General features: G+C 43.4%; 14 protein-coding genes. 4 read left to right on the top strand and 10 right to left on the bottom strand.

The window, feature by feature from the left end:
* Positions 1-201: 201 nt before the first annotated feature.
* Positions 202-681 carry a GyrI-like domain-containing protein gene (locus PAEAM_RS13600; RefSeq protein WP_100527898.1) on the bottom strand — a complete coding sequence of 160 codons (480 nt, stop codon included), beginning with the start codon at positions 679-681 and terminating at the stop codon, positions 202-204.
* A gap of 105 nt (positions 682-786) precedes the next feature.
* Here PAEAM_RS13600 and PAEAM_RS13595 point away from each other — a divergent pair, with 105 nt between their 5' ends.
* On the top strand, positions 787-1,761 hold the full coding sequence (locus PAEAM_RS13595) for a helix-turn-helix transcriptional regulator (RefSeq protein ID WP_100527897.1): 975 nt from the start codon (positions 787-789) through the stop codon (positions 1,759-1,761).
* Positions 1,762-1,933: 172 nt separating this feature from the next.
* Here PAEAM_RS13595 and PAEAM_RS13590 read toward each other — a convergent pair whose 3' ends face one another.
* The 7 genes from PAEAM_RS13590 to PAEAM_RS13560 form a co-directional block, all read right to left on the bottom strand.
* Positions 1,934-3,163 (bottom strand): multidrug effflux MFS transporter, encoded by a 1,230-nt coding sequence (locus PAEAM_RS13590; protein ID WP_047843067.1) that lies wholly within the window; start codon positions 3,161-3,163, stop codon positions 1,934-1,936.
* 138 nt (positions 3,164-3,301) lie between these two features.
* Entirely contained in the window at positions 3,302-4,522 is a 1,221-nt protein-coding gene (locus PAEAM_RS13585; RefSeq protein ID WP_100527896.1) for a macrolide family glycosyltransferase, read from the bottom strand.
* A gap of 70 nt (positions 4,523-4,592) precedes the next feature.
* Entirely contained in the window at positions 4,593-5,957 is a 1,365-nt protein-coding gene (locus PAEAM_RS13580; protein WP_100527902.1) for an MFS transporter, read from the bottom strand.
* A 195-nt stretch (positions 5,958-6,152) separates the two neighbouring features.
* Complete coding sequence (locus PAEAM_RS13575; RefSeq protein WP_100527895.1) at positions 6,153-6,440, bottom strand: HesB/YadR/YfhF family protein; 288 nt, start codon at positions 6,438-6,440, stop codon at positions 6,153-6,155.
* Positions 6,441-6,463: 23 nt separating this feature from the next.
* On the bottom strand, positions 6,464-6,823 hold the full coding sequence (locus PAEAM_RS13570) for a HesB/IscA family protein (RefSeq protein ID WP_100527894.1): 360 nt from the start codon (positions 6,821-6,823) through the stop codon (positions 6,464-6,466).
* A gap of 2 nt (positions 6,824-6,825) precedes the next feature.
* Positions 6,826-7,161, bottom strand: a complete 336-nt coding sequence (locus PAEAM_RS32700) for a winged helix-turn-helix transcriptional regulator (RefSeq protein ID WP_100527893.1) — start codon at positions 7,159-7,161, stop codon at positions 6,826-6,828.
* Between the two features lie 12 nt (positions 7,162-7,173).
* Positions 7,174-8,532, bottom strand: coding sequence for an MFS transporter (locus tag PAEAM_RS13560; RefSeq protein WP_100527892.1), 1,359 nt, complete (start codon positions 8,530-8,532; stop codon positions 7,174-7,176).
* Positions 8,533-8,698: 166 nt separating this feature from the next.
* Between PAEAM_RS13560 and PAEAM_RS13555 the strand changes: the two genes are divergently transcribed.
* Together PAEAM_RS13555 and PAEAM_RS13550 are read left to right on the top strand one after the other, a co-directional pair.
* Positions 8,699-9,358 carry a helix-turn-helix transcriptional regulator gene (locus PAEAM_RS13555; RefSeq protein WP_100527891.1) on the top strand — a complete coding sequence of 220 codons (660 nt, stop codon included), beginning with the start codon at positions 8,699-8,701 and terminating at the stop codon, positions 9,356-9,358.
* Positions 9,359-9,558: 200 nt separating this feature from the next.
* On the top strand, positions 9,559-9,960 hold the full coding sequence (locus PAEAM_RS13550; protein ID WP_100527890.1) for a VOC family protein: 402 nt from the start codon (positions 9,559-9,561) through the stop codon (positions 9,958-9,960).
* Between the two features lie 28 nt (positions 9,961-9,988).
* Here PAEAM_RS13550 and PAEAM_RS13545 read toward each other — a convergent pair whose 3' ends face one another.
* The gene (locus PAEAM_RS13545; protein ID WP_100527889.1) at positions 9,989-11,167 is read right to left on the bottom strand and encodes an MFS transporter; all 1,179 of its coding nucleotides are present in this window, start codon (positions 11,165-11,167) and stop codon (positions 9,989-9,991) included.
* Positions 11,157-11,525: an SDR family NAD(P)-dependent oxidoreductase gene (locus PAEAM_RS13540; RefSeq protein WP_243391351.1), complete on the bottom strand. Its 369-nt coding sequence runs from the start codon at positions 11,523-11,525 to the stop codon at positions 11,157-11,159. The genes PAEAM_RS13545 and PAEAM_RS13540 overlap by 11 nt, the downstream gene beginning before the upstream one ends.
* Positions 11,526-11,664: 139 nt before the next feature.
* On the opposite strand from PAEAM_RS13540, the gene PAEAM_RS13535 reads away from it, so the two are divergent.
* The gene (locus PAEAM_RS13535; protein WP_100527888.1) at positions 11,665-12,552 is read left to right on the top strand and encodes a LysR family transcriptional regulator; all 888 of its coding nucleotides are present in this window, start codon (positions 11,665-11,667) and stop codon (positions 12,550-12,552) included.
* The last annotated feature ends 19 nt before the right edge of the window (positions 12,553-12,571 follow it).

Raw genomic sequence — 12,571 nt, 5'->3', positions numbered from 1 at the left:
TTCTTCGGTATACGTGTGAAATGTTTGTCCTTTTTTGGCCATAAAAATATCCCCTCCAAGTGTCACTTGAACCCTCATGATAACATGAAGGTTTTTTCAAATGTCTACTTAAAGGGGATAATACCACATTAGCGGCTTTTAATAGTACTATGTTCGTGACTTTAAACGATATACGACCGATTATCCAATCTCCCCTGCTCGTTAGTTCCTTACAACAGGAATCCACATTTCACCATATACCAAACCGTTTTTCTCTCCCATTTCAACTGTTGTATTTGGACCGCCAACATAGGCATAATCTTTTTCTACGGGGAGGGCTTGACCAAAGGCAATGCCAGTAAGCATATTACTGAGCGCATCAGCCGTCTCTGCTTCGCCCTTCACAACAAGGTATTCTCCCTTAGGAAATTGGATTACTCTCGTTGCTTCTGGCAAAGTTTCTGCTGTCATGACGCCAGCATAATGCATCATCTTGTTATTCACTGCTTCGTTTACGGCAAAAATATAGTCGTTTGTTGCCAGAGACTTTAGTTTGTCCAGGCTTCCATCCTCCTTCACCATGGACCAAAAATCCGCCTTCTCCTTGCTGATGCCAACATAGTCTGTATAGTCGCTCTTAAGCTCTGTTCCAATACCTAACACGATAAAGCTGTCTTTTTCTTCGAAATGATAATTACTCATGGTTTACACCGTCCTCTTTCAATTTTCAATTGATTTGTGTTTTCACTTGATAGGTTTATAATAACCTTAAATCATGTCAGAATATGATACTGTTTAGGGGGCCAAATGAAAAAGGTTGAACGCATAAATATCATCACGCGGTATATCAATAATCGTGCCCACTTTACCATCTCTGAAATCATGCGAGAATTTAACATTTCTCGTTCAACAGCCATTCGAGATATCAGAGAAATTGAAGCTATGGGAATGCCACTTGTCGCTGAAGTTGGGCGGGACGGGGGTTATTTTGTTATGAACAACTCCCTCCTGCCCACGGTCCGGTTTACCGATAATGAAATCAAAGCGTTATTCATTGCCTTTATGGCGACAAGAAATCAACAGCTTCCTTATCTGAAGAGTCGTCAATCTTTGGCTGAAAAATTATTGGGCCTTATCTCCGAAAATCAGCAGGATGACCTTGTACATTTGAATCAAATATTGCTTTTTGAAGGGACCAATCCCCATAATCCAGACTTGCTTGATCTGTCAGACCTGCCTCACCCTACCTTAGAAAAACTCATCCAAATTCTGCTTATAGAACGTTATTTGTTAGTTACTGTCCAAGAAGAGAAGAAAACAAAGTCCTATCCCATTGTTCTCTTGCACCTTCATCATCAAAAAGGCCATTGGATCATTGAAGGTTTTGACTTGGAGGAAGAAAAGAGACGAATCGTATCCGTTGACAACCTCATCCATGTAGAAGCATATCCGACGAAAAAAAGACTGAGTATAAAAAAGATTGTAGAACAACTCAAACGAAATACGCAGGAAGAAGTTATTAACCTTGTCCTGGAACTTGGCCCAAAGGCGATTGCGCAATTCAAAAAATACCATCCTTTAAAGTTTTCCATTGCATATACGAATCCATACCAGACTACGGCTCTCCTAAAGGCATTTATGAATGTTCATAACTCAGAAGAGTTAACCGAAATCACCAATTGGTTGCTTTTTCTAGGAGAAGACATCAAGGTGAAGGAAATTCCAAAAGAAGCCCTGAATGCTGTACAAGATAGATTAAGCTTATATCAAATGAAGCAGTGAGCAGCCCCCTCCTACCTAGTCTCTCCATTTTCTAACCATGTCTTACCGGAATTCAGGCTGAGGGTTCGGTACGGAAAACCAAAAAAAGCCGCTGTGTTAGCGACTTGTAATGGAATCATTTTCATATTCAGTCATGTCTTACGCCAATGTTTGGCGAGCTGTTCCTTCTATACTAGAAGTCAGCATTAGACTGGGCATGATTAGGTGTATGCTGCGGGACGTTTTTAACGAGTAGGAAATAAGTAACAATCGCAATGATACTGGTCATTAATAAAGTGAGTCCTAACGGGACGGCAGTGTCCTCACCCGCGATGCCGACCAGAGGAGCAACCAGTGCACCCAGAAGAAAAGGAACAACGCCGAGCAGTGCTGCTGCACTTCCGGCCATCTTAGCTTGACTCTCCATGGCAAGTGGGAATGCCGCTGTAGACGTAATGCCGATCGAGCATACGAAGAAAAACAATGGAATCACCAATGCGAAAAGTGGACCATGAGCCAGGGTTACGACCAAAGCAGCCACACTTGCTATTATAGCAAGCCATAGTCCCGATAATAGCAGCGTCTGCTCAGGGATACGTTTGGCCAATCGACCCACGATTTGAGATCCGATGATCAAGCTGATTCCGTTTGAAGCAAATAATATAGCAAATACCGTGGGTGTGACTCCATATATATTTTGGTAAATAAATGGTGTTCCCGCCACATAAGCAAAGACCCCTGCCGTCATGATTCCCTGTGCCAGCATGTAACCAACAAACTTGCGGTCACGCAGAAGCATTCTGTAATTACCCAATTGTTGTTTGAAGTCAGGAACCATACGTCTTTCGACGGGGTGTGTTTCTTTTAAGCTCCACTTTGTCATGATTAATAAGAAAATCCCCAAGAATGAAAGGCAGATAAATACGCCAATCCATGTTGTGAAGGAAAGAACCCCACTTCCCGCAATCGGTGCTGCCAAAGGCCCCAAATTCCCTACAAGCAACAGCAAAGAGAAAAATTTAGTGAGTTCATGTCCACTATATAGATCTCTAGCTATCGCACGGGAAATGACAATTCCAGCCGAAGCCGCAAATCCTTGCGTGAAACGAAACAAAATTAATAGTCCGATATTCGGAGCGAAAGCACATGCCAAGGAACAAATAATGTAGGCTGCCATACAGATTAACAATGGTCTTCGTCTACCGTACGCGTCACTCAAAGGACCCATAACAAGTTGTCCTACACCGAGTCCTAATAAACAAGCAGTAAGGCTAAATTGTACAAGTGATGCCGTTGTATTCATATTTTGTGCAATCTCCGGAAAAGCCGGTAAATACATATCAATCGTAAATGGACCTAATGTAGAAAATAAACCTAGTAGTATTGCCAGTCCAAAAACATTCCAATTCGTGCTCTTCGCCATAATAAATAAAATCTCCAATTCCTTATATAATTTGCAAGCCTAATCGAGTATAAGACATAGAGTTAACTGTAGGTCAAGTCTTAAGACTATTAAAACCAAAAAAAGCCGCTTATTAAGCGACTTTGAATGGAAAACCATTTAAATTGTGTAACTCCCCCGGCCTGAACCCATATGACTCATGATCATTTCGGCAGCTCGTTTGTAACCGCCTGCCTGCCTTAAAGATTCACCAATGAGGTAAGCCTGCCGTCTATAAAGTGAATTGTGTAGCACTTCTGTTAATGCCTCTCTCAAATCAGTTGCATTGAGGTTATGTTTATTTAAAGTAATACCCGCGCCCAACTCCTGTACCCGATTGGCGACAAGAGGCTGATCCGATGTTAATGGAATCATCACCATCGGAACGTTGTAATATAACGCCTCACTTGTGCTGTTCATTCCAGCATGTGTAATAAAAACATCGGTATGCTGCAGCATGTCCAACTGGGCAATGTATGGCTTGACGATAAAGTTAGATGGAATTTGATCCGCCAGTGGCTCCATGTCCGTGTACTTTCCTGAAGATAAAACAACATTCACGGGTAGATCCCCTAATGCTTCAAAGCAAAGCTGATAGAAATCCAAGTTTTTATTTAAGATCGTACCCATCGCAATGTACACGGTTTGTGGGTACTGTTCACGAAGCAGCTCGAACGAGAAGGCAGGAGCATCTTGACGTGTTATGATCGAAGGACCCGTGAAAATAAAACGATCATCCAGCTTTTCTGCCTGCGGCTGAAAATAACGGCTGGTGTACACGAGCTTTAACTGACCTGCATGGGCCGGAATCTCTTCCATGGCTGGAATACTCACTTGAAACTCTTCGGCTAACTCCGTTGCTATCTTCATCGTAGCCTCATAAAGCTCCTTTGTCTCCGTCTCATTGAGACCTGAGTTAGATCCCAGAGGCTCCACAAAAGCAAAGGACGCAATCGAGCACACCGCAGGAATTCCCAGTTTTTTTGCAAGAATAGTCCCTCCCCATCCCATCAGGGAATCAAAGATCATATAATCGAACTTTTGATCCTCTACCACCTGCAGCACATTGGGGATGATCCTCCGGATAATACTTACCATCATATAGGTGAACTGATAAGAATGCTTATACTCCTGGGGTTTCAACACCGGATCATGAGAGAAGGCATCTTGTGGAAACGGATAGGTAAGTATCTGGGCACCGGTTTGTTCAATTCGGGAACGGTACTCCTCCGTGCACACATAGATGACTTCCTCACCATTGTCTATCAATTGAGTAACTAATCCTAACGATGGATTCACATGTCCTTCAGCCGGAGTAATGACTACTAATACACGTGCCATCTTATCCACCTCCCAATGCAATTAGTCCCCCCGTTCTTCATGATGTATTTAACGACGCGGTCGTCATCCGTTACATGGAGATGTTATCCTTCACTTGGCTGATTGGATGATGTTCTTGATGAACGAGTTGGGTAATTCGTAGTGATGCTAAGAAACTTAACAAGACCCATAGTAATTGCAGTGTTAACACGATCAAGACACCTGTCGATATGCCCCACTGTAACGTTTCGGACAAGGCAATCAGAGCGCCACCAACGCCAATGCTTACTCCCATATAGAAGGAATCCACAAATTGCAGATTCGCGGACATTTCTCCCTCTTTCCTGGGCAAGGCATGTTGTAAAGCAATGGCTGCTGTTGTAGGGTTGGCCAATCCAACACCAAACCCTGTAATCATTTGTGAGAGAAGGATGAGTATAATCCCGCCGTCCGTCAAAATAAGAGCCAGGATCACAAGTACAGTTCCAGCGATCATAATCCCAATGCCCGTCATGACTCTGCCCTTTCGGGCACGACCTTGATCTCTTGCATCAAGCTTGGCTTGCAACCACGCTGCGGCGGACCAGCTCAGAGAACCAGCTGCTACAAGAAGGCCAGCAAGGTCCGCTGATAACCCCTTCACTTCGGTTAGCGCCAAGATCACAAAACTCTCCGTTGTAAAATAACAAGCAACATATAGCCCTCTCGAAACCAGAGTAGCAGGCAATCCTTTTTTTACCGAAAAAGTGCCCACAGGCAGCAATTTACGCATTGGTGTGATCATGACGACTAATCCAGCCAAAGTGAGTACTATGCCTTTCCATTCGGTTATCATACCAAGTCCTGTGAGTAACAGCCCCGTTCCAACCGCAAGCAGAATCGCATACATAATCTTTGAGTCAGTTGCTCGCGCTGGACCTGACAGATCTTGCTGAAGCTGCAAATTACGGAAAGAACGGAATGTGAGACTCAACGCTATTCCAATCAAGGGTAAAACGATCCAGAAAACATATCGCCACGAGATGTAGGAAGCTATAAGGCCTGCTGCATAAGGTCCGATTAAGGTAGGCAGGACAAATGCCAGGGAGAATGCGGCCAAGATTTGAGTACGAAGTGTATCTGGATAATGTAATGTCACACAGGTATAAACACATGTGATCAGGGCCCCCGCTCCAAAACCTTGAAGGGCTCTTCCCGCAATAAGCATGTGCATATCGAAAGAAATAGCGGAGACCACAGTTCCTAATACAAAAACACTAAAAGATATCAGCATAGATGTAAAAACGCCGCGCTTGTCAACCTGCTGACCCATAACCAAAGTTCCAATAAGCTGAGATAACAAAAATGCACTGAAGATCCAACCGTATAAATGGATGCCCTCTAAACTTTGTGCCATTTTCGCGGCAATCGTTGTGATAGCCAGTCCTTCGAAAGCTACGGTTGCCAGAACCAGCATAATACCAATTGTAGTTGCCCTGTATTGAGCATCAAAAATCCCAATTTGATTATTGTTTGTCTCCCACACCTCCTTAATTTGATGGATATTATGGTAAAATAAACCTTTTAACTTCCTGAATATACATGAAGCATTATACTTTGTAAATTCAATGTTTAAAAAGTAAGATTATGGTCTAGAATAGGGTTCCCATGTTCAATAGGAGATTTTGCTTGAAAATATGCCATTTTCATTACAGTCAATTTGGAGAAGTTCATCCTCCAGAATCCAGGCATCTGTTTTTTCAACAAAGAAATGAAATCCTCCAATGGATTGAACCAATGCGGGATCGACCGGTGTAGCACTCGCATTTATGCCAATTGTAAAAGCATCGGAGCCTCCTCCAACATATTTTGCATAAATCCTTACATATTGGCCCTCTTCCAATTCCCATTCATTCTTAAATGAATTGATCGCTTGGTCAGATATTACAAATGAGATCATTGCTCTGCACTCCTTCCTTCAGTTCAGTCACATTTTTTCACTTCGCCACGATAATTGGCCATTCTGAAACTGGCCCCGCATCCACACGAAACTTTGGCATTTGGATTATTCATCGTGAATCCGCCTAACATTCCGCTCTCTTCATAGTCAATCTCAAGACCATCAATATATGGAATACTGTTTGCGTGAACCAATATCCTAAATTGCTTTTTATTTAACACAATGTCTTCTTCTGCCTGCTGCTCATCCACGATAAGGGTATAAGATAATCCACTGCATCCCCCTTCATCAACGCCTACTCTAAGAAAGGCATTTTGGATATCCGCACTTGATAAGATCTCAACGATTTTGTCCGATGCTGTATCACTGACCTCAATGATCATCTTCATTCCTCCCTGGTGTTATCATTTTGAAATTTGGTATCCCAGTCCATTAGACAGGGTATGAATGCAGCAAGAGCAACACCTTTTGGTGTAAGTTCATAAATGATTTGTGTAGGGCGTGTCAGTATTGTTCTTTTGACCAAATGATCATGTTGAAGACCCTTTAAACGTCTGGAGAGGATCATTTCGGAAATGGAAGGAATGTTATCGAATATTTCACCAAATCTCTTCGGGCCTTGAGACAGAGCACATAAAATATGGATGGTCCATTTCGTTCCGATGATGCGATAAGCTGTAAATAGTTTATTCGGATCTTCAGTGAGCAATGGTCTGTACACCCACTTTCATATTCATCTGCGTGGTGAGATCCGAGTGCTGGCAATGATACTCATGACGATCAACAAGAGATGGAACCCCATGGCTACAATTAAGCCGGATTGAAGTGACATACCGCCAGCCTGACACACTACAAGGATGGAACCACCAATACCGATCACTACCCCCGGTGTAAACGAATCTGCAAATTGCAGATTGGCCGAGGTCTGGCCTACGCCTTCCTCCCCCGTTTGGGAAAATGCGACAACACCGCTAATCGGATGCGCCAATCCAATACCGACTCCTGCAATGATCTGACCAATGACTGCAATGGTAACTGTCACAACAGGTACCCAAAATACGATGGCAATCCCTATGGCAAGCAGCCCTACCCCGAGAATAATTCTCATATGACGTCCACGGCCCTGATCTGCCGCATCCCACCGTCCTTGTAGATACGCAATGATACACCAACTTAATGCAGCACTCGCGACAATTAATCCGGCCTGTGAAGGTGTAATTCCTTTCACGTCGATTAGAGCTAATACCAGGAAATTCTGTGTGCTGGTATAGGCAGCGAAGAACAACCCACGTGTTGCCAGAATTGCTGGCATACCTCTTCGCAACGTAAGTGTTCCCTTCGGTAGCAATTTACGGAGCGGAAATAACATCAATACTAGGCCAATTACGACTAAAACAAATCCCATAATGCTCGGAAGCATACTTAAACCAACCAGGAAAATCCCTGTACCTAACGTTAAGAGTAGCGCCATCCAAGTGGATGAAGATCCGGTATCCCCTCCCGTCTTCTGCACTTTCAATTTCCTAAAGGCAGGTAAACTAAGCAATGCTGAAACCACCAGCACGGGTAAGATCCCCCAGAAAACAAAGCGCCAGGACCACTGATCTGCGATAAGACCGGCTACATATGGACCAAGCATGGACGGAAGAACATAGGCAGTACCAAATGCTCCAAGTATTTTGGCACGTAACTCATCTGGGTAACTTAAGGATATAGCCGTATACACACAAGTCATCATAGCTCCGGCACCCAAACCCTGAAGGGCCCGTGATCCTATCATGGTATACATATCGCCTGCGGTTGCGGCAGCGATCAGCCCTACGATAAACAACAGAAGTGCAAAAGTGAACGGTGCTGCAGGTCCTCTTTTATCAATGATTCGACCGACGACGAGCGTCCCGATAATCTGCGCAAGCAGATACGTACTGAATATCCACCCGAACAGGCTAAGGCCGTTCAAGTCTCCAGCAATCGAAGGAGCAATGGTGGTGACAGATAGACCTTCGAATCCAACGGCCATCACTGACAAAATGATTCCTATGGATAATGCAAAATAACGCGGGCTGAAAATACTTTGATGATTAGACGACATGACATGTGACCTCCAAGAAAATTGGTATGTATACATCGTATCCGGATACTTAGTAAACATTTTTGTTTATAATGTCTAAGCTACAGTTCAGCTTTGACTTTGTCAACATTTTTGTTTAAAATGTAGTTAGTCATGTAGATTCAGTTGCTTCACAAGGAGGTGCACGATGAGCGGAAATCAAACCAAAAAGGATGCCTCGACCAGTACCCGGAGAGCAATTATTAATCTGTTAAAAGAGCGCGGGGGAATGGATGTTATGGCACTCTCCACTCAGTTTTCGTTATCTGGAATGGCTATTCGGCAACATCTGAATGCGCTAAAAGAAGAAGGATTGGTTACCACTGTGGAAGAGGCCCGTCCCATGGGTCGCCCCACCAAGCTATGGATATTAACTCCCGCGGCTAATCGTTTTTTCCCAAGTGGATATTCGGATTTATCCGTCAGCCTCATCAATTCGATGAAAGAAGCTTTTGGTCATGAAGGGCTGGACAAGCTGCTGGATGTGCGAAATAAAAATATGCAAGAACAATATCTTCAACATCTTGGCGATGCATCGGATGTTAGAGAGAGATTGGAGAAATTGGCCGAGATTCGTACCAATGAGGGTTATATGGCTGAGGTTAAGGAGCAGGATGATGGCAGTCTCCTACTCATTGAGAAGCATTGTCCCATCTGTGAAGCGGCCGCGGTATGTACCGGGTTATGCAAGAATGAGTTACATTTATTCAAAACAGTTCTAGGCGATAATGTTCATATTGAACGAGGAGAATACATTTTAGCCGGAGGAAGAAACTGCGTATACATCGTTACGCAAAATAAACCATGACCAAAAGAGCAACCTCATTGGAGATTGCTCTTTTGGTTTGGAGTTTGAACTGATTAGAACGATTCGGATTTCTCTAAATCATCCTTCATTATACCGGTTATTTCTAACATTTTCATAATCGTATGTACCCGATTATGTAATTTTGAATTGAGGTAGAGTATAGTAAGAGTGTCGAAAATATACTCTAGGAGGCTACTGCCATGTCACAAAAAATCTGGATGAACCTGCCGGTGAAAGATGTTGTGCAATCCACTACCTTTTTCAATGAGATTGGATTCCATGGGGAGAATGTTGGCAGCGAGAGAGCCCAGCTTGTCATAGGCTCAACAACGATTCTCCTGTTTCCGGAAGCAACCTTCGAGAAATTTACAGGTGCCAAAACCGCAAATACTTCCCATAGCGCAGAAGTGATATTTTCCATTGGTGCTGACAGCAGAGAAGAAGTTGATGCTTTTATTGAAAAAGTCGAGTTAGCTGGAGGAACCATCTTTGGCAAGCCGGGTGAAATAGACGGCTGGATGTACGGCGCGGGATTTGCCGACCTGGACGGTCACCGCTGGAACCTGTTGTATATGGATGAGAGCAAAATGCCGAAACGGTAATGTATAACGCCTTCACTACGTCCGCCTCTTATCCTCCAATTTTGGAACCCTCGAATCGGCCAGTCATGGAGATTCTGAAGTAATTCGTTACGATACTAAAGATAAGGAACACGATTCCTCCAACTACAATATATTGTGTACTTATTCCAGTTACGATTAGTCCACATACACTAGCACCAAGTGTTGTTCCCAGGTTGGAAGAGGTTAGAAAGATCCCATTCGACAATTCGGGTGCCTCTGGTGCTGCCGATACCACCCAATATTGAGTGATATTGCCCCCTATGCCTCCTATGATCCCCCAAATGATAATAAGGAAGGCTGTTGGCACACTGAATTGTCCGAAGGTGAACAACAAGATGTATACCGTTATTAATGCAATGGGATACATCTTGATCGTTCTTAAAGGGAAATTAGCGAGCAGTTTCCCTGCTATCATGTTCCCAACCATATTGGCCAAGCCATATAGAAATAACAACACACTGACGGTGTTCCAGTCATATCTTGTTACGGTTTTCAGAAACTCGGCAAGGTAACTATAGACCCCAAATACAGCTCCGTTCATGAAAATCACGCCAGCAATGGATAGCCACATCACGGATCTTCTCAATACATACAGATGAGTACCCATAGAGATTCTTTTCGTAACTGGCATTGAGGGCACAAAAAGAAGTGTTGCTACAAATGCGACGATCGTTACGACGGCAAAGAACAACATCGCATAGAACAACGATGTGCTGGTGGCAATCAAACTCGAGAGGGGTACTCCAAGTACCATGCCTGCCGACACGCCTACAAATACTTTAGCCACTGCCTTCGGCGATTCTTCCTTGGGGACTGACACCGCTGCGACCGTAAATGCCAATGAGCAATAGACCGGATGGAAAAAAGCCGGAACGACACGTGCAATGACCAATACCGTAAAGTTTGATGTGATGGCGGAGACCAGGCTGCCCACAATAAAAATGCCAAGTACAAACAACATGACATGCTTGCGGTTCATGCCCGAAAATAATAAGGGCAAAATGGGGCCAGATATAGCAACCGCAAGCGCAAAAAGACTCACGATCAAACCAGCGGTTGAGATACTGACCTCGTAATGTTCTGCAATCAAAGGCAAGATTCCGATTACGCCCATCTCCGTATTTAAAATACTGAATACACCAAAGGTCAGAATGAATACAAGCAGGTGATTGCGTTTAGTTGTCATATGCCATGGATTTAGAGAGATCCCGGTAAGCATTGATCTCTGTCTGAAGGTTGGCAATTTTCTGCTCTGCAATGTCTATCGCGTCGGCTTCTGCAATGAAGCGTTGCGGCGGTTGGGCCTCGTCAATTGCCGCCTTAACTGCGGCATGTGCATCAGCAGGCTCGCAAACATCTAATGGGACAACCATTACATTCTCGGAATCACCGATCGCACGAACCACTGCATCGGGATTCCGGCCGGTAGCAACAACCTTGTGTCTAGCATTTAAAGCAGCCTTAGCAATAGTTGTGCCCATACCTCGACCAGCGCCAGTGATAAACCATACTTTTGTCTTATCCATATCATTCATTCCTTTCATTTTCTTCTCCAGTTGCCTTGCTTTTTAGTTTAGCGTTTATACACCACATAGCAAATACTCATATCTTATAACAAGCTATGCTTGAAAGGCATTTCTGTAAGGTTTATTGTAGAATATAAAGGATAAAGGAGGAGTTACGATGGAGATTAGAGTATTGCGTTATTTTCTTACGGTCGCCAGAGAAGGAAGTATTACACGCGCTGCTGATTTCTTGCATGTTACGCAGCCCACCTTGTCCAGACAATTGAAAGACCTCGAGCAAGAGTTGGGAAAGAAATTATTTATTCGCAGTAGTTACAGTATTGTTCTCACAGATGAAGGTATGCTTTTAAGAAATAGGGCTGAAGAAATTGTGGGTATGGTCGATAAATTAGAGGCAGAATTTGAATCAATGGAAGAAACCATAAGTGGAGATATTTATATAGGCGGTGGAGAAACGGAAGCCATGAAACAGATTGCAAGAGTGGCAAAAGAAGTTCAGAATAAATATCCCAATATACGCTATCACCTATACAGCGGCAACGAAGATGATGTAACTGAGCGGCTTGACAAGGGACTCCTTGATTTCGGTATTCTAATCCAGCCAGCGGATGTTTCCAAATATAACTATATCAATTTCTCCGACAAGGATGTTTGGGGAGTGGTTATGAGAAAAGAAAGTCCACTCGCCTCCAAAGATACGATTCGATCTACAGACTTATTACATGTTCCACTGATCTGTTCACGACAGTCGATGAAGCAGACATTTTCGAAAAATGAGTTTGCGGATTGGTTTGGTGAAGATTTTGACAAATTAAACGTCGTAACTACATACAATCTTGCATATAATGCTGCCATTATGGTTGAAGAAGGCATTGGTTATGCATTAACACTTGATAAAATAGTGAATACGTCCAGTGAAAGCGATCTTTGTTTCAGACCTCTAGAGCCAAGACTTGAATCTGGGTTAAATATCGTTTGGAAAAAACATCAGGTCTTTTCGACTGCTGCGGATTTGTTTTTAAAAGAAATTCAGGCTAAATTTTAGACTGATAAAGGGATTAACG

The sequence above is a fragment of the Paenibacillus sp. GM1FR genome, from assembly GCF_002803315.1.
In the GTDB taxonomy this organism is placed as follows: Bacteria; Bacillota; Bacilli; order Paenibacillales; family Paenibacillaceae; genus Paenibacillus; species Paenibacillus amylolyticus.
Note: the sequence above shows the minus strand (reverse complement) of the source record. Positions and strands in the feature narration are given on the sequence as shown.